The organism is Candidatus Albibeggiatoa sp. nov. BB20, from assembly GCA_016744725.1.
GTDB lineage: Bacteria > Pseudomonadota > Gammaproteobacteria > Beggiatoales > Beggiatoaceae > Albibeggiatoa.
Genome location: JADGDW010000098.1, coordinates 1 through 18,022 on the forward strand (window position 1 = coordinate 1; position 18,022 = coordinate 18,022).

Sequence of the window (18,022 nt, forward strand, 5' to 3'; positions counted from 1 at the left end):
TTTAAACCCTGATCGAAAATGGTTATTAGTTCTAACTCGTAAAATATAACGATTTTTTTTTAATTCTTTAAAATTATTAGGAGATAACTGATCTAATAACTCATTAAATGCTACATAAGTTCTTCTCTCAGAACCCCTTTTAAAGAACGTACCACAAGAACTATTTTTTAAAACTCTACCTCTTAAAGTAGAAATATTTAAAAAAACATTACGCGGTTTCCTTACTATATTAAAATATTTTATAGACCCACAAGTCTTCTATAAGGATTTGTTTATGTATATGACTTTACGCCAATTAACTCTATTTGAGGCGGTGGCGCGTCACTTAAGCTTTACCCGTGCAGCGGCCGAAATGTGTCTAACCCAGCCTGCGGTTTCAACTCAAATTAAGCAACTCGAAAGTCATATCGGGACTCCTTTGTTTGAACAAATTGGCAAAAAAATCTATTTAACTCAAGCAGGAAAAGAATTATACGAAGCCTGTCATGATATTTTTGATCGCATCGAAATGCTGGAAATGACGCTGAATGAATTACAAGGCACGGTGAAAGGCACGCTGAAAATATCGGTGGTAACGACGGCAACTTATTTTATTCCACATATTTTAAGCACTTTTCTCAAGCGTTATCCTGAAGTCAATATCCGTTTGAATGTCACCAATCGCACTCAAATCTTGCAACGCCTTGCAGACAATGAAGATGATTTAGTGATTATGGGTCAAGTGCCTGAGCAGCTTAATGTGAAAATCCATCAATTTTTAGATAATCCATTGGTTGTACTAGCAAAACCAAGTCATCCATTGGCAGGTGAACGTAATATCCCATTAGAAAAATTAGCCAATGAAATCTTTTTAGTCCGTGAACATGGCTCAGGTACACGTTTGGCGATGAGTCGTTGTTTTGATGAGCATAATCTCACTTTAAAAACAGGGATGGAATTAGGCAGCAGTGAAGCGATTAAACAAGGCGTTATTGCAGGCTTAGGCTTATCGGTTTTATCACGTCACACTTTATCATTAGAATTATCCGCCAATATGATTACCATGTTAGATGTGAAAAATTTTCCATTAATGCGCCATTGGTATGCTGTACATTTAACAGAGAAAAAACTATCTCTTGTCGCGCGTACTTTCTTGGATTTCTTAACCACAGAAACGAAAGAAATTGTCCAAAAAATTGACGTGCATCAGCAATAATTACCCGATGCGGTAAGGTAGCCACTGTCCTTGTCCAGCTTGATAACCCTGTTGCAAACTGCGATAAGTCAGTTGTTGCGCCGCTTCTACTGCATTTGGTATTGATTTTCCTTGTGCGATATAACCCGCAAGACTTGCCGCCAAGGTACAACCTGAACCATGATAGCTTGCTGGCAATCTGTCCCATTGTAAGCTTTGCACACATCGTTGCTGATGATATAAGCGATTAATTACTGAGTCCGTATCATCATGCGTCCCTGTCAAACACACCCATTCACAGCCTTTCTTCTGTAACTCACTTGCTGCCCATTGCCAATCATTGAAACCTGTTAATTTTTGTATTTCCTGCGTATTGGGTGTCATCACCGTTGTATATGGCACAATCAAATTGAGTAACGCATTTTGTATGCTTTGATTGGATAAATTTTGCCCACCACCCGCTGCTAAAATAGGATCAAAAATGACAGGAAGTAAGGGATAAGTGTGTAAAATCTGTGAAACCGCTTCAATTGCCCCTAAACTGCCCAATAAACCTAATTTAATTGCAGCAATCGGCATATCTGTTACAACGGACTCAGCTTGTTGCAAAATATGATTTTTTTCGATAGGCAGAATCTGATACACATTGCGGGTATCTTGAATCGTGGTACAAGTGACAACGGGAGCAATATGGCAGCCTGTGAGGGCAAGTGCTTGAGTATCTGCACATAATCCTGCGCCACCCGTAGGATCATTGCCAGCAAAAACAAGGACAATCGGTAGTTGAGTATTTTGCATAATTTCGGTATGGTACGCGGTCGTTATGTAGTTGACTAAGGAAGTATGACAATGGCTAACAATTATAAAAAGTATGTTTGTGTCATTTGCCAATATATTTATGACGAAGCAGTTGGCGATCCTGGTACAGGTATTGTTGCAGGTACATTATGGGCTGACGTGCCAGATAGCTGGTTATGTCCTGAATGTAACGTAGGCAAAGGTGATTTTCAAGTCGTTGAAGAATAAACTTTAAGCTAGTATTTTTCAACTATTGAAGATTGGCAGCTCCGACAATAATCAAGACATTATATTTAAAAATCGCGGGCTGCCAGCCTTTTTTCCTGCCTTTTATTGACTATTATATCGATACTTATAAATAAGCTTTTGAAAAATACCCACACTTACACGATAATACGTGCTTAATAACTGAGTCATTTACCGAAAAGAGAATACTATGGGTTTTAAATGTGGCATTGTTGGTTTACCTAACGTAGGCAAATCCACTTTATTTAACGCACTAACTGAAGCAGATATCCAAGCAGAAAACTATCCCTTTTGTACGATTGATCCTAATGTTGGTGTGGTTGCCATGCCAGATAAGCGTTTAGATGCACTCAGCGAAATTGTCAAACCACAGAAAACCCTCCCAACTACCATGGAGTTTGTTGATATTGCAGGCTTGGTGGCGGGTGCGTCCAAAGGGGAAGGTCTAGGTAATCAGTTTTTAGCCAATATTCGTGAAACGCAGGCGATTGCGCATGTTGTGCGCTGCTTTGATAATGATGATGTGATTCACGTTGCTGGCAAAGTTAATCCGTTATCAGATATTGAAGTGATTAACACCGAGCTTTCTTTATCTGATTTGGATGCGGTTGAGCGTGCTACACTAAAAATCAGTAAGCAAACTAAGAGTGGCAACAAAGAAGCAATTGCTAAAAAGGCATTGTTTGAAAAAGTATCAGCCCATTTAAATGAAAATTTACCCGTTCGTGCACTGGAATTAACTACAGATGAACAGGCGCAACTTGCTGAATTACATTTATTAACTGTAAAACCCACTTTATATATTGCCAATGTCAATGAAGATGGGTTTGAAAACAATCCTTATTTAGATCAAGTACGTGAATTAGCTATAGAAGAAAATGCAATCGTTGTCCCTGTCTGTGCAGCAACTGAAGCGGAATTGATTGGTTTAGATGCGGAAGAGCAAATCGAATTTTTACAAGAAATGGGGATGGAAGAACCGGGTTTAAATCGGGTGATTCATGCAGGTTACAGTTTATTAGGCTTACAAACCTATTTCACCGCAGGCGAGAAAGAAGTACGTGCTTGGACAGTCAGAATCGGCGCAACTGCACCACAAGCCGCCGCCGTTATTCATACTGATTTTGAGCGTGGTTTTATTCGTGCTGAGGTGGTTGGCTATGATGATTTTATTGGCTGCAAAGGTGAACAAGGTGCAAAAGAAGTGGGTAAATGGCGATTAGAAGGCAAGGAATATATTGTGCAAGATGGCGACGTAATGCACTTTAGATTTAATGTTTAAATAGTGTAAAAAACATCGCTTTTAGTGCTACTCCCAAACGAGGTTTGGGAGTCAGATCGTTTTTTTAATCTAGGGCTATCCATCTATAAGTCATTTTTTTCAATAACATATCCTAACTTAACAACATCTGAATGCCGACTACGCATAATAAAATAGCAAAGACTCGTTTTAAATGCTTAATTGGAATCGTATGGGCTAATTTCGCACCGACAGGCGCAAATAGCATACTGGTTGGCACAATAGCGATAAATGCGGGTAAATAGACATAACCTAATGACCATTCTGGTAATTCTTCCAAACCCCAGCCTGTCACAATAAATCCAACTGCGCCTGCTAAAGCAATCGGTAAACCACAAGTGCTTGAAGTCGCAACCGCATTACGAATCGGCACATTGCACCAAGTCAAAAAAGGCACGGTTAACGTACCACCACCGATACCCACAATGGCAGAAATACTGCCAATCACTGTACCTGCTACATTTAATCCCAATAGTTTAGGTAATTTATGACCTGCAGGCGGATCAATATTAAGCAACATTTTAATCGCTGATAACAAAACGAAAATAGCAAAAAATATCTTTAATTCTCGATGTGGCAAAGCATCGGCAATCACCGCGCCTAATAATGCTCCAACAATCAATCCTGGAATAATATTGCGCACAATATCCCAATGTATTGCACCATGTCGTTGATGGGCAATGATTGATGAAATCGCTGTCACAACAATGGTCGCCAGCGATGTACCAATCGCAATATGTAACAAATAATGAGCTGGAAAATCTAAATTCTGACCAAAAATCCATACAATAACAGGGACAATGACCAAGCCTCCGCCCACACCAAGCAAACCCGCTAAAATACCTGCGACAATCCCTAATATTAATAAACTGATAATAACTTCCAATATTAGACTCCTAAACAGTAATGTTTAAAACAAGGTATAAATAAATGGCGCAACAGCCGAACCTTGACTAAATACAATAATGCCGCCAAGCAATAACATGACGATAATGATGGGAGCGAGCCAGAACTTTTTGCGCTCTTTCATAAAATCCCATAAATCTTTAAATAATTCTAACATCAGAAAGGACGCTCTATATGTTTAATTGGACGAGGTTTTGATAGAGTGCGATAGCTTGTTAATTCAGGCTGTTTTGCGGCTAATTTTAGCGGCTGATAACCAAACCCGCGCATGATTAAAGCCAATGGTGTTATCAAAAAATAAAACAAAACACCTAAAATCACTCGAGTATTGACCCAGCCTAACACATCACCAATCCGCATCCATAAGCTAAATACAGGTTGTAATGCCAACGGCAAAATCAGTGCAAAACCAGTAAAAATCGCCGCAATAATCCAAGGCGCAACAGGATACGGTTTAGCAAATAAGAAGGGCAACAACAGCCCAAATAAGCCAGCAATCATGCCAGCCATAATCAAACCAAATTCACGTAATTGTTTTTGCATAACTCACTCTTTATAAATTAAATATCCCAACTTAACTATCATCAAGTGCCGTCATATTTTGTAAGTGGCTCAAATCACCCCAACTTTCCAATATCCAACGCCCTTTGTGATGCGAAAAAACATTGAGGCTGGTATTCAATAACACAAAGTTACGCGGCGTACTCAAAGGCACACCCACAACGGTTTTAAACAAGCAAGTCAAGACACCGCCATGAGTCACAATCAAAATTTTACCTTGTTTATGCTGTGAAACCAATTGATTAAAACAATCCATACTGCGCTGACAAAATTGCACCAAACTTTCACCCTCAGGAATTTCATAATCAGGTTTATAATTTAAATAAGGCTTGGCTTCTACAGGAAATTTTTCAGCCAATTCCTTACGGGTATGACCTTGAAAAATCCCTAAATGCCGTTCTCGCAGTTGAGGTTCAAGCGTAATCGGACAATGTTTTTCAGAAGCAATATTTTCAGCCGTCACCCGAGCTCGAGTTAAATCGCTGGCATAAATTGCATCAAAATCATGATGTTTCAAATTCTCACCTAAGGCTTGAGCCTGAGCAATACCCTTTGGGGTTAATTGGCTATCCAAATGCCCTTGCAAACGCTGTTCTTTATTCCAAGTTGTCTCCCCATGACGGACGACGAATACTTGTGTTGGTTTCATAAGATTTACGCAGTTCATAAAAATGTCGTTAGCATAGACATCTTATATTGCATTGTCTAGTTACAAACTTGGTCTCGCAAATAGAGTCACCATGATTTTAAAATGACAACTAATCCTGATTAAAATCGCTATAATGGCTTATAAACAACCTTATCTAGCAAAAACTGTTTAAGAATTAGAAAATTAACATGTCTCAAAACGTACAAGCTATTGATCCACTAAGCGTTGACTTAAATGGTATCAATCTGATTGAAGCCAGCGCAGGCACAGGAAAAACCTATACTATTGCGATTTTATTCGTGCGTTTGGTGCTAGAAACCCATATTCCTGTTGATAAAATTTTGGTAGTCACTTTTACCGAAGCGGCGACAGGTGAATTGCGCGATAGGATTCGTAAACGTTTGGCTGAAACTTTGACTGCATTTGAGCAAGGTCATAGTGATGACGAATTGTTGCAAAAATTACTACAAAAATACCCGCAACATGATGAAGCAATAAGTTATTTAAAATTAGCGATTCGAGGATTTGACGAAGCCGCAATTTATACCATTCACAGCTTTTGTCGTCGTACTTTGCAAGACAATGCGTTTGAAAGCGGGATTTTATTTGAGCTTGAATTGGTTAAAGACCAGAAACCATTATTAAAACAGATTGTTGAAGATTTCTGGCGACAATATATTTATCCTGCTAATAGTTTGTTTATTTCTTATTTACTCGGTGGCGTGTGTGAAAGTCCTGAGCAATTGATGCAAATTATTGACAATGGCAAATTGATCGGCCAGCCATTTTTACGCATAGAACCTGAACAGATTGAGCTAAAAGACCCGAAATTGTATGAACACAGTTTTTTAAACAGTTTTCAACAGGCTAAGGCCTTATGGCAAACCGAGAGACAGGATTTATTAAAATTACTTTTAGAACATCCTGATTTAAATAGAACTCGGTATAAACAAAAAAATATTCCCAATTGGTTTAGCGAATTAGATGAGTTTTTTGCTAATTTACCCAATATTGCTTTGCCGAAAAATTTTATTAAATTCACCCCTGAAACCTTACAGAATGCCACTAAAAAATCAGGTACGCCTCCAAGTCATGCTTTTTTTAATTTATGTGAGCAATTGCTTTCAGCTCAATATGCCTTAGTCGGTCAATATGATGAAGATTTAGGAATTTATGACAACCAGTTTTTAGCCTTGAAACTCAAGTTATTTGAGCAAGCTGACATTATGTTGCAACAACGTAAAATGCAGCAACAAATACAGTCTTTCGATGATTTATTAACGGGGGTTTACAAAGGTTTAACTTCACATTTTGGTGAATATTTAGCGACTTCGATTCGGCGTAAATATCACGCAGCGTTGATCGATGAATTCCAAGACACTGATCCCGTACAATATCAAATTTTCCATCAAGTCTATGCTCGTGAGGAAAATCCGATTTTATTTTTTATTGGCGATCCCAAACAGGCGATTTACAGCTTTCGGGGCGCGGATATTTTCGCTTATATTGATGCTTATCATCATGCCCAAGCGCATCATACTTTAAATACTAATTGGCGTTCTGAAAGCTGTTTAATTCATGCAATCAATTATTTATTTAGCTATTCTAAAGCCAATAATCCGTTTCTTTTTGAAGAAATTCCGTTTCACCCCGTTAGTCCGCCACAAAATAACCCGAAATCTGCCCAGCTCATAATTCAAAATCAAGCGCAATCCCCATTACAATTATGGTTGGTGAAGCGTGAACAATTAGGGTTGCCAGAAACCAAACCGATAAGCAAAGATGCGGCTAACAAGTTTATTCCTCAAGTCGTGGCTTCAGAAATTGCGCGGTTATTAAATTTGGCCTTGCATGGCGAAGCGGTCATTCAGACAAGTGATGAAAATGACGAAATAAAGCAAAAACCGATTGAAGCGGGTGATATTGCTATTTTAGTCCGAACCAATGACCAAGCCCGACAATTGCAACAAGTGCTACGTTCTCAGCAAATTCCTAGTGTGATTTATAGTCAAGATAGTTTATTTGAAACCATTGAAATGATAGAAATCTATCGGATTTTAAGAGCGATTTCAGAACCACATCAAGAAGGTCTAGTCAAAGCTGCTTTAACCACCCATATTTTTGGCTTAACAGGCAGTGAATTGCAGGCTATTGTTGAAAATGAACACACTTGGTCAAAACACTTAAAACGTTTACATCATTATAATTTCATCTGGCAGCAACAAGGCTTTATTCAAATGTTTAGAGCGTTATTGCGTCAAGAGCAGGTTGCAGCCCGTTTGTTAAAGTTTTCTGATGGTGAGCGGCGTTTAACCAACTTGCTCCATGCGGGTGAAGTATTACAGCAAGCAACAATGCAACATAAATTAGGGGCTGATGCGTTGTGTCATTGGTTAGGCCAACAGCAGCAAACTGGGCGTACAGAAAATGAAGAATTGCAGCTTAGATTAGAAAGTGATGAAAAACGGGTTAAAATTGTCACTATTCATAAAAGCAAAGGTTTGGAATATCCTATCGTATTTTGTCCTTACATTTGGGATGGGAAACTACATAACGCACGCCAAAAAGGCAAGCAAGGCCAATTTATTTTTCATGATGAGACAGGACAGCGGGTGTTAGATATTGGCTCAAAACAGCAAGAAATTAACTTAGAATCCGCTTTATTGGAAGAACAGGCTGAAAACTTACGTTTATTCTATGTTGCTGTGACTCGTGCTAAACATCGCTGTTATTTATTATGGGGTAATTTTTCAGGTTCAGAGACTTCACCATTGGCACATTTACTCCATCCGCAAATTGATAGTAAAACATTTTCCAGTGTGAATGATGCCAGCTTAGAGCACGATATACATCAAGTGATTCAAAGCTCTGAAAATACAATTGCAATCAGTCAGATATTGACACAAGCCATTTCATATCAACGTCAAGCAGAATCAGAACTATATTTAAAAGTCCGTGACTTTATGGGACAGATTAATAAACGCTGGGCAGTCTCCAGTTTTAGTGCGTTAACTTCACATAAAAAATCTAGCAGTACCGATATTCATGAGCGGCCTGACCATGATGAAATGAGCCAAATGAAACCCGTTGCAACATTGGATATTGTATTGGATACTGAACCCAGTATTTTTGATTTTCCACGTGGGGCAAATGCGGGGGTTTTCTTGCATACTTTGTTTGAAAAACTAGATTTTACTTCTGATAGTGATATTTTGGCTAAACGGCTTGAATATCTGATGAGCAATGCAGGCTATGAATATGAGCAATGGCATTCTATTTTATTGAAATTTATACATAATGTATTGCAAACTCCGCTGAATACAGAAAATCCACAGTTTGTATTAGGTCATATCAGTAAAGATAAGCGTCTTGATGAGTTGGAGTTTTATTATCCATTAAATCCGATTCAGCCTCGTGATATTCAAGCTATTTTTCAACAACATGCCCAATCGATGCAAGTGCCTTTAAATCCTCAATTTAATCGTTTAGAGTTCTCACCTGTACAAGGTTTGCTCAAAGGCTATATTGATATGGTTTTTGAGTTTGAGGGCAAATTTTATATTGTGGATTATAAAACCCATTTTTTAGGTAATCAGCCGTATGATTACCAATTTGAGCAACTTAATTTTGTGGTGCAGCGTGAGCGTTATTTACTGCAATATCATATTTATACTGTGGCTTTACATCGTTATTTAAGTTTGCGTTTAGCAGATTATAATTATGAACAGCATTTTGGCGGTGTATATTATTTGTTTGTACGTGGAATGCGTCCAGAATGGGGCAATGAGGCTGGTGTTTTTTATGATATGCCGTCGAAAGATTTGATTGAGGCATTGTCTGAATTATTTGGGATAAAAGATGCTTAATATGATTATTCAATCTAAGCTTACTTTTATAACATTGCTAAATGCTTTACTTAATCACGAATAAACAAGAACAGTTATCATATTCTAGTTAAAAAACATATCTAAAGCATTGCAATTTTTGGTTTTATTATATGTAAATATTAATTCATGAGTTGAGTATTGTTTTAAACATATACCGATTTTTGTAGTAAATACAGGTTATTTATGTTTTAGCCTAAATAGCTTACTGCAATTAGATTCAGGCTTTCAGTATCGTGATGGTTATAAGCCTTAGCTATTGAATCTATTCAGAAAAATGCAAAACTAATAATTATTTATCAACGTCATCTAAGTTTCATGTAGGATAATTAAAATAAAATAGCCGAAATGAATATATTGGCTTGAATAACGATTGATACTATAGTGAATTTCTTGTTATGTGTGAGGACTGGCAGTCCTGAAATACTTTAAATATCAAATAGTTTTAAAACCAAGGACTGCCAGTCCTGTATCATCTTAAAATAAAATGACTATATCAATAAGCGCCAAGATGGCAAACCCATTGTAAAAAGGAATATGCAATGTTTAGATTCCACAAGATTTCTATCAAGAAAAAGCTCAGCTTTATTATTGTCACAACCAGTATGATAGTGGTCTTGTTGGCAACGGGTGCATTTGTCGCAAATGATTTAATTAGTTTTAAAAAAAATATGGTTGCAGATTTAAAAACACTGGCAGATATTATCGGAAAAAATGCCACCGCAGCACTCATGTTTGATGATGCGGATACCGCTGGAGAAAATATAACCTCATTAAAAGCAGACCAAACCATCGTCATGGGTGCGATCCTGAGTAAAGAAGAAATATTTGCAAATTATATTAGGGAAGGGGAGCATTCAAGCAATATCTTATCAGATACCAATATCTTAAATTTTATTGAAAATCCACAATTGCAACATCGATTTACCCGGCTTTATGTAGATATTTATCGACCAATGAATTTTAACGGTAAATTGCTTGGTACGGTCTATATTCGCTCGGATTTAAGCCAGCTTAATAAGCGCCTTGGGTGGGCAATGCAGGTAATTTTGGCGACTTTATTCGCTGCAATTCTTATTTCAATAGGGTTAGCCCACTGGTTTCAAACCATTATTACCAAGCCTATTTACAGCTTAGTTGAAACCATGCGTATTGTTTCGGAAGAAAAAAATTATTCTGTTCGGGAACGAAAAAATAGTGAAGATGAGCTTGGTAAACTGATTGACGGTTTTAACAATATGCTGACTCAAATTGAGACACGGAATACAGAATTAGCACAAGCAACAGAAGAAATTGTGCAATTAAATACTAGGCTTAAAGCTGAAAATATGCGCATGAGTGCAGAGTTAGATATTACCCGTCAGCTACAACAAATGGTTTTACCAAAACAAATTGAGTTGGAACAAATTAAAGAGCTTGATATTTATGGTTATATGCAGCCAGCTGATGAGGTCGGTGGCGATTATTATGATGTCTTACAGTATGGAAATCGGATTAAAATTGGTATCGGTGATGTGACGGGGCATGGTTTAGCCAGCGGCGTATTGATGTTGATGGTTCAAATGGCGGTGCGCACATTATTGGTTAATGAGGTTCATGATTACAAAGAGTTTTTAGTCACCTTAAATCGGGCTATTTATCAAAATGCACGGCGTATGGGTTCTGATAAAAATCTAACATTATCATTGATAGATTATGAAGATGGTGTATTACATTTAACCGGCCAACATGAAGAAATTTTAGTAGCGCGTAAAACAGGTGAAGTAGAACGTATTGATACGTTTGACTTAGGTTTTATTATTGGTTTAGAACCTGATATTGATGACTTTGTTTCCTGTTTAGAACTTAAGCTAGAATCTGGTGATGGTCTCATCCTATTCACTGATGGTATTACTGAAGCTGAAAATATAAACAAAGAATTTTATGGTGTTGAGCGCTTAAGTGAAATTGTGAGTCAAAACTGGGGGCTGTCATCTCATAACCTGAGTGATAAGGTGATTAAAGATGTTGAAGCTCACATTGGTAGTGCTAAAGTCTATGATGATATTACTTTACTGGTTATAAAACAAAGATAGCTCTTGCATTCATTATGATGAGCTCAACTTACGCAAATAAAAGCACTTTTCATTTAATGTAGGATGGAATAGTGCAGCGTTTTCCAACAAAATATGCGATACACTTGGGATGGTGGAATACGGTGAGTGATAGTTTATTCATAATAACTAACATCAAAAGGCTCATCTATTCCACCCTACTCTTTCAAACTTTTTTTCATTTTGCGTAACTTGAATGATGAGTTCAGAAACCTCTTATGTTTAGCATAAATAATTTAATGGATTCAATTCCTCACTCCCAAACTTGATTTGGGAGTGAGTTATTTTAGCCGCATTTATTTGCTACAGTATCCAATCTATTTTCTAAGACGTTCACAAAGCATGAGAAACAATGGTATTAATCATTTTTACGGTGGCTTCAATTGCTGCCATGTTTTGATCTGGATCAACGCCGCGTGTTGTTACAGTTAACGGCTTACCATTTTTCTTAATTTGCCATGAAATAGCCGCTTGCACTAAAGCATTGGTTTGACCACCTGGTGGAATCGTCACGCTATAATCTAGCAATTGTGGCATCGGAATATTGAACTCAAATAAAACTTCTTGCAAGGCATTCATAAACGCATCATAACCACCATTGCCGTGAGAATAAGCCTCAACCACACGATCATGATGAGCGCATTTAATCGCTGCAACAGGTTTAAGCTGATAAGTTGAATTAATGGAACAATACAGCAACTTAAATGGCCGGTCTTCAGGCATTTCAAATACATCTAAAATTAAATACGGCAAATCTTCGGTAGTGATGATTTCTTTCTTATCACCTAGCTCGATAATTTTTTTGAGTAAAACTTGCTTTTCTTCCTCACTTATTTCAATATCAAGCTCACGTAAGCACATATCTAAATTGGCTTTTCCAGATAGCTTGCCTAGTGCATATTTCGTTTTTCGATTAAATCGCTCTGGTTTTAATGGATTTGAATACAACTGACCTTTTTTATCACCATCTGCGTGAATACCAGCAGTTTGCGTAAACACATTTTTACCATAAATTGGCTTGTTATGTGCCATGCGCTGACCTGAAAACATCTCTACATATTGTGATACTTTATGCAGCTTGGTTTCATCCACATTGACCTTGATATTTAAAAAATCCCGAATTGCAATTACGACTTCGTCCAGTGGCGCATTACCCGCGCGTTCACCCATACCATTTACGGTTGTATGAATCCCTTTGATCCCTGCTCTTGCCGCCGCCAGCGCATTTGCAGTGCCTACGCCATAGTCATTATGAGGATGGAATTCAAAATGAGTCTGGGGATAACGTTGAATTACTTGGCTAATATATTCATAAGTTTCAAATGGATTAAAAATACCCAAAGTATCGGGTAATAAAATCCGCTGCACAGGTAATTCATTCAATGCTTCAATTAAATCAAATATATATTGAGGTGAATCTTTAATCCCATTAGAAAAATCCTCTAAATAGACATTGGTTTGTAAACCATTTTCGGCAATCGAATTGATTGTGGCGCGAATATCTTCAATATGTTGCTCAGGCGTTTTACGTAATTGTTCTGAACAGTGCTTATATGAGCCTTTGGTTAATAAATTGAGGCGTTGAATCCCAACTGATTTTGCCCACTGAACAGAGCGGTCTCCATCAATAAAGCTTAAAATTTCGAATTTATCAACAAACCCAGCATCTTGAGCCCAATCCAATATTTTTTTAACTGTTTTCTTTTCACCTTCAGAAACCCGAGCTGAGGTAATTTCTAAACGATCAACTTTAACCTCAGTCAGTAAAATTTTTGATAAGGTGAGTTTTTCTTCAGTGGTATAAGAGACATTTTGCATTTGCTCGCCGTCTCTTAAGGTTGTATCCATTATTTCTAAGCTTGGTACAGTACTCAAAATCAATTCCCTCTAAAAACCAATAGTCAACGTACTCTCTTCCCTTGCAAGCTTTTGCATCAACTTGCACTCCTTAGGATGGTGGTGCTGTTTTTATAAGTATAAGCTTGATTGCAGTCTAACAAATAAGCATAACTCTATAAAGCTTGGTCAGATTTGTAAAAAGCCAAACCTTATAAGATAAAAAATATTACTCATTATTCGATGGGTTTATAGTAGAATAATGAAGAATACCATAGTATAGGAGTCACCTATGAATATTTTGAAGAATCTGCGTTATAGCTTGATATTCATCTATTTGTTTATGTTTGCTATTTCACAGCCCAGTTACGCTTTTTTTAGTTTTTTTGCCAAAACTGAGACAATTGAGCTAGAGCTGGTTTATAGTTCAGAAAAACAAGCATGGTTTAATGAAGTGATTCCTGCCTTTAATCAAGCTAAATTAGGTGATGAAAAGAAAAAAATTATCGTACAAATTAATGCAAAACCGATGGGTTCAGGTGAAATGATGCAAATGTTGGTTGACGGTACACATCAGCCACATCTAGTAAGTCCAGCATCTAATATTTTTATCAAATTATATAATGCAAGAGCAGAAAGTGACGCACAGAAAACCCTTGTCAATGACACACATAATTTAGTGTTGTCCCCTGTTGTAATTGCCATGTGGCAGCCGATGGCAGAGGCCTTGGGTTGGCCAGATAAATTAATTGGTTGGGAAGAAATTTTTAAATTAGCCAATAGTGAAGAGGGTTGGGGAGAATTTGGACATCCTGAATGGGGTAGATTTAAATTTGGTCACACTCATCCTGAGTACAGTAATAGTGGCATGATCTCAGCTTTAGCAGAGGCTTATGCTGGTGCAGGTAAAAATCGGGTATTAAAAATTAAAGATGTTGAAAAGCAGAAAACCAAGGATTTTATCCAAGCGATTGAACGTTCGGTGATTCATTATGGTCGTTCAACGGGCTTTTTCAGTAAAAAATTATTTGCTCATGGTTCAAATTTATTGAATGCTGTGGTGCTATATGAAAACATGGTGATTGAGTCTTATTTACCTCAATATAAGCTAGAATCTCCTATTGTAGCAATTTATCCTAAAGAAGGGACATTCTGGAGCGATCATCCGATTGGCGTTGTAGAACGTGAATGGGTTTCAAAAAAACATCGTGCAGCAGCAAAAATATTCACTGATTATTTATTAGCCGAAGCACAACAAGTCAAAGCACAACAATATGGTTTAAGACCTGCTAATTTGGATATTCCATTACAAGCCCCATTTGACATTGCTCATGGTGTTGATCCAAAACAACCTCAAACCATCTTACCGATTCCTCAGGCTAAAGTGATGGAAAAACTGTTAACAATTTGGCAAAAGAATAAAAAACATTCGGACATTATGCTGGTTTTTGATATTTCAGGCAGTATGAAAGGGCAGAATAAAATCCAATTTGCCCGTGAAGGTGCATTGGAATTATTAGAGATGTTAAAAGCAGAAGATAAGTTTTCTTTATTATTGTTTAATCATAAGATTTCATGGCTAGGAAAACAGCAATACCTAGAATCTAATCGACTGTTTTTTGAGCATGTTCTGAATACAATTAGAAGTAATGGTGGGACAGCTCTCTATGATGCAATTGACAGTGCTTACGATTATATGGTTGAAAATTTTAAAAACGACAGTATTTCAGCAATTATTGTATTAAGTGATGGTACAGATGGGCATAGCAAGGATGCAACATTAGAAAGTTTACTAGAAAAAATTAAGCAATCAAGTAACAAAGATATAGGTATTTATCCTATTGCGTATGGTGCTGATGCAGAAATATCTATTTTGAAAAAGATTGCAGAAGCAGCCTATAGTAAAGCGTATTCTGCGGAAACAACCGATATTGGGGTTGTATTTCAAGATATTGCAACGTTCTTTTAAATCAGTATATGCTTAAATCAAGGATTTCCCAACTGAACATCATCATTGAGTTGGGAAGTGGCTTGATGAAACTATTGATTAGAATCACCACAGATTTATCCAGCTCATTGATCGTCTCTTACATTTATACAACCATCAAGCTTAATTCAACTTAAACTAAAATAACAGCTTCAGCATAACAAATTATCTATTTGATTTAAAAATAATATATAGAAATCATCCTCAATAAAAATATAAAATAAGCTTATTATTGAAATAATTATCTAAATTACAGATAAAATTGCTATTTATAAAAATTCACTGACTGGGATTAATCGCCATAAATGTCACAAAAGCGGTATTGGCGTTGATAATTTCAATCTGCTCAAAGCCTAAGCTATCTAACGTTTCTATATACCAAGTAAACGGCGAGGTGACTAAAACTCCTTCAATTTGCTGGCGTTTTTGCTCAATTTCTTGTTCTGATACACCATTAGTCCGTTTCATATCGTAATACAATTCATGGGTACATTCGCTAGAAGAAACTTTATCAGTCAAAATTAATGTGCCGCTCGGTGCTAATGAACGTTTAATTGCGGCAAGATACGCAACTCGCTCTGGGATAAAATGCAACGTCCAATTATTAATGACATAATCAAAAGGGGCATATTGCTCTGGAAACTGTTCGGAATGAATTAAGGTGGCTTTATCAAATGATTTGGCTAACATATCGGCGGAACATTCTACACCGTAAATATTTTCATAGCCTTGTTGATGCAATTGTTTTAAAGTTTCGCCTAATGCGCTGCCCACATCGATGATTTTAGGTTGTTGCAACTTGCTTTTACTAATCACCCGTATACAAAGATCAATCACCCGCAAATAATCAGGAATTTCCCGTCTCGCAATCTGTTCAAATTGTTGAGCTATGTTTGCGTCAAACTTCCATAAACCTGTATCGTCATCTTGTTTTAAAGCATGGGCTTGCTGTTGATACGCTTTTGTATTGTTTTGAGCAACAGGGTCATCTGTCCAATGGCGTTTTTCACCCTGCTGTTGGGGCAAATTACTTTCCAGTGTGACAAGTGGTTTTGCTACTGCGTCACAATAATAATGTGCGGCAAATCTAATGTGTAAGTCGGTGTCACCTAACACATGTTCATCATAAATAATCGTATCAGGGCTAATAGGAAAATTGAGTTTTTGTTGTTTGTTAAAGCCATTCAAGCCAAATAAAATATCTAATGCGGGGAGTGAAGTCGTCGCAGAAATACCAAACATAGATTGATTGCCTTCAGCAAGATTTACTTCTTGGTCGCTGACATATTCCGTTACAGCGACATCAAGCGGTAATATTCCAGAGCGCATACCGGGTGGATAATTGGTTTCAACAATCACACTTTCTTTACATAAACGGCAAATTGCATCGATAATACTTTTGGTATCAATAAAATGATAAAGAATGCCAGCCACAACAACTAAGTCAAAATGCTTAGATGCGGCTTGTGTAAGATAACTACGTACATCTTGCTGAACTACTGTTGCACGCTGCCCCCAATGTGAGAGTAACTCTTGTGATTGTTGTGCATAATTTTTCTGGACTTCCACTCCCGTATAGCTTATTGCGCCATTAAACAATACCCATTGGCCTGCCGCACCATAACAAGAGCCTAAATCAAGAATATGTTTATCTTTGACCATATCAGGAGGAAGTAAGACCGAAAATTTAGTTTCAAGAAATACTTTGCTAACAGGATTAAAACCACGATTGCGCCGATTATCTTGTTCATAAAAAGCGGGGAAATCATCAAAAGCTAATTTTGGTTTCATTTCTTCAGAGAACATATTGTTATCCAACAAATTTATTTTAGTCAAGATTTGTTAATACTAAAGTTGAGTTGCTTTTTTGCTACGAATTGATGTTGAATAAAAACAGGGCAAGCTATTTCCATACGTCCATGACCGCCTTAAACCTCATCAAACTTGAGAATAGAATCCAACAGACTCAGCGGACTACTATAGTCAATTCTGTCTTGAGTGCGAGGACTGGCAGTTCTTTTATACTTTAAATATCAATCAGTTTTAAAATCGTGGATTGCCAGTCCTGTATCACTTTAAAATAAAACGACTATAAAATCACATCCATTGCCTGTTGAAAAAGCTGTAAAGCCGCTGGATTTATGCTTTTACAGTTTTATCTCTAACTTAGGTTTTGGCTTTAATTTTACTCAATATTCGTCCAGATTTTGACTTTCTAGCTCATTATGAGGTTATCACTGTATGATTTAATAAAAGATGATCCGAACTATTGCTATTCTATAAATCTTAATTATATACATTTTGTCTGATTTTTAAACTATATAATAATGAGGATTTATAAAAGGGAATTAAAAGTCTTTATTCTTAGATTTAGATACAATTCTCCAGGTAGGCAAAATGGTCCATAATACAAGAACGAGTGTAGATAATACCATTCCGATATTTGTTCCAAAAAACTTTTGAAATACCGCACCTGTATACCCTAGCAAAGCAGATATGTCTAATTTTAAAAGTATTAGTATTCGAGATAAATCAACAGGATTAAACATCGTAGCGATTAATGAAAACTTGTCTAATGGATACTCTTG

Annotated in this window: 14 protein-coding genes; 6 read left to right on the forward strand and 8 right to left on the reverse strand. The window is 37.0% G+C overall.

Annotation, left to right across the window (positions count from 1 at the left end; genetic code table 11):
- The first annotated feature begins 274 nt into the window (after nucleotides 1-274).
- Nucleotides 275-1,195 (forward strand): LysR family transcriptional regulator, encoded by a 921-nt coding sequence (locus ABXH34_RS11655; RefSeq protein WP_353572059.1) that lies wholly within the window; start codon nucleotides 275-277, stop codon nucleotides 1,193-1,195.
- On the opposite strand, the gene thiD is transcribed toward ABXH34_RS11655, so the two are convergent.
- The gene (gene thiD / locus ABXH34_RS11660) at nucleotides 1,196-1,972 is read right to left on the reverse strand and encodes a bifunctional hydroxymethylpyrimidine kinase/phosphomethylpyrimidine kinase (protein ID WP_353572060.1); all 777 of its coding nucleotides are present in this window, start codon (nucleotides 1,970-1,972) and stop codon (nucleotides 1,196-1,198) included.
- A 51-nt stretch (nucleotides 1,973-2,023) separates the two neighbouring features.
- On the opposite strand from thiD, the gene ABXH34_RS11665 reads away from it, so the two are divergent.
- Together ABXH34_RS11665 and ychF are read left to right on the forward strand one after the other, a co-directional pair.
- The gene (locus tag ABXH34_RS11665) at nucleotides 2,024-2,200 is read left to right on the forward strand and encodes a rubredoxin (protein ID WP_353572061.1); all 177 of its coding nucleotides are present in this window, start codon (nucleotides 2,024-2,026) and stop codon (nucleotides 2,198-2,200) included.
- A 208-nt stretch (nucleotides 2,201-2,408) separates the two neighbouring features.
- A complete protein-coding gene (ychF, locus tag ABXH34_RS11670; RefSeq protein ID WP_353572062.1) occupies nucleotides 2,409-3,500 on the forward strand; it encodes a redox-regulated ATPase YchF in 1,092 nt (363 codons plus the stop codon).
- Between the two features lie 112 nt (nucleotides 3,501-3,612).
- Here ychF and ABXH34_RS11675 read toward each other — a convergent pair whose 3' ends face one another.
- The 4 genes from ABXH34_RS11675 to ABXH34_RS11690 are packed head-to-tail and all read right to left on the reverse strand — an operon-like array spanning nucleotide 3,613 to nucleotide 5,634.
- Nucleotides 3,613-4,404 (reverse strand): sulfite exporter TauE/SafE family protein, encoded by a 792-nt coding sequence (locus ABXH34_RS11675; protein ID WP_353572063.1) that lies wholly within the window; start codon nucleotides 4,402-4,404, stop codon nucleotides 3,613-3,615.
- Between the two features lie 24 nt (nucleotides 4,405-4,428).
- Entirely contained in the window at nucleotides 4,429-4,581 is a 153-nt protein-coding gene (locus ABXH34_RS11680; RefSeq protein WP_353572064.1) for a DUF5989 family protein, read from the reverse strand.
- A complete protein-coding gene (locus ABXH34_RS11685; RefSeq protein WP_353572065.1) occupies nucleotides 4,581-4,967 on the reverse strand; it encodes an SxtJ family membrane protein in 387 nt (128 codons plus the stop codon). The genes ABXH34_RS11680 and ABXH34_RS11685 overlap by 1 nt, the downstream gene beginning before the upstream one ends.
- 31 nt (nucleotides 4,968-4,998) lie before the next feature.
- Nucleotides 4,999-5,634, reverse strand: a complete 636-nt coding sequence (locus tag ABXH34_RS11690) for a histidine phosphatase family protein (protein WP_353572066.1) — start codon at nucleotides 5,632-5,634, stop codon at nucleotides 4,999-5,001.
- Nucleotides 5,635-5,822: 188 nt separating this feature from the next.
- On the opposite strand from ABXH34_RS11690, the gene recB reads away from it, so the two are divergent.
- Nucleotides 5,823-9,500: an exodeoxyribonuclease V subunit beta gene (gene recB, locus ABXH34_RS11695; RefSeq protein WP_353572067.1), complete on the forward strand. Its 3,678-nt coding sequence runs from the start codon at nucleotides 5,823-5,825 to the stop codon at nucleotides 9,498-9,500.
- A 560-nt stretch (nucleotides 9,501-10,060) separates the two neighbouring features.
- Nucleotides 10,061-11,593 carry a sensor histidine kinase, YfiR-like protein-associated gene (locus ABXH34_RS11700; protein ID WP_353572068.1) on the forward strand — a complete coding sequence of 511 codons (1,533 nt, stop codon included), beginning with the start codon at nucleotides 10,061-10,063 and terminating at the stop codon, nucleotides 11,591-11,593.
- 351 nt (nucleotides 11,594-11,944) lie between these two features.
- On the opposite strand, the gene ABXH34_RS11705 is transcribed toward ABXH34_RS11700, so the two are convergent.
- The gene (locus ABXH34_RS11705; protein WP_353572069.1) at nucleotides 11,945-13,486 is read right to left on the reverse strand and encodes a hydroxymethylglutaryl-CoA lyase-like TIM-barrel protein; all 1,542 of its coding nucleotides are present in this window, start codon (nucleotides 13,484-13,486) and stop codon (nucleotides 11,945-11,947) included.
- 253 nt (nucleotides 13,487-13,739) lie between these two features.
- Between ABXH34_RS11705 and ABXH34_RS11710 the strand changes: the two genes are divergently transcribed.
- Entirely contained in the window at nucleotides 13,740-15,416 is a 1,677-nt protein-coding gene (locus ABXH34_RS11710) for a substrate-binding domain-containing protein (protein WP_353572070.1), read from the forward strand.
- 297 nt (nucleotides 15,417-15,713) lie between these two features.
- Here the strand turns inward: ABXH34_RS11710 and ABXH34_RS11715 are convergent, their stop codons facing one another.
- Nucleotides 15,714-17,240, reverse strand: coding sequence for a methyltransferase domain-containing protein (locus ABXH34_RS11715; protein WP_353572071.1), 1,527 nt, complete (start codon nucleotides 17,238-17,240; stop codon nucleotides 15,714-15,716).
- A 542-nt stretch (nucleotides 17,241-17,782) separates the two neighbouring features.
- A partial coding sequence (locus tag ABXH34_RS11720; protein ID WP_353572072.1) for a hypothetical protein occupies nucleotides 17,783-18,022 on the reverse strand: 240 nt, incomplete at its 5' end.

Bases quoted from the DNA above. Each gene is read 5' to 3' on its own strand.
- ABXH34_RS11680 (WP_353572064.1), bottom strand. From the start codon at position 4,581: ATGTTAGAATTATTTAAAGATTTATGGGATTTTATGAAAGAGCGCAAA.
- ABXH34_RS11665 (WP_353572061.1), top strand. From the start codon at position 2,024: ATGGCTAACAATTATAAAAAGTATGTTTGTGTCATTTGCCAATATATT.
- ABXH34_RS11715 (WP_353572071.1), bottom strand. From the start codon at position 17,240: ATGTTCTCTGAAGAAATGAAACCAAAATTAGCTTTTGATGATTTCCCC.
- thiD (WP_353572060.1), bottom strand. From the start codon at position 1,972: ATGCAAAATACTCAACTACCGATTGTCCTTGTTTTTGCTGGCAATGAT.
- recB (WP_353572067.1), top strand. From the start codon at position 5,823: ATGTCTCAAAACGTACAAGCTATTGATCCACTAAGCGTTGACTTAAAT.
- ABXH34_RS11685 (WP_353572065.1), bottom strand. From the start codon at position 4,967: ATGCAAAAACAATTACGTGAATTTGGTTTGATTATGGCTGGCATGATT.
- ABXH34_RS11690 (WP_353572066.1), bottom strand. From the start codon at position 5,634: ATGAAACCAACACAAGTATTCGTCGTCCGTCATGGGGAGACAACTTGG.
- ychF (WP_353572062.1), top strand. From the start codon at position 2,409: ATGGGTTTTAAATGTGGCATTGTTGGTTTACCTAACGTAGGCAAATCC.
- ABXH34_RS11700 (WP_353572068.1), top strand. From the start codon at position 10,061: ATGTTTAGATTCCACAAGATTTCTATCAAGAAAAAGCTCAGCTTTATT.
- ABXH34_RS11710 (WP_353572070.1), top strand. From the start codon at position 13,740: ATGAATATTTTGAAGAATCTGCGTTATAGCTTGATATTCATCTATTTG.
- ABXH34_RS11655 (WP_353572059.1), top strand. From the start codon at position 275: ATGTATATGACTTTACGCCAATTAACTCTATTTGAGGCGGTGGCGCGT.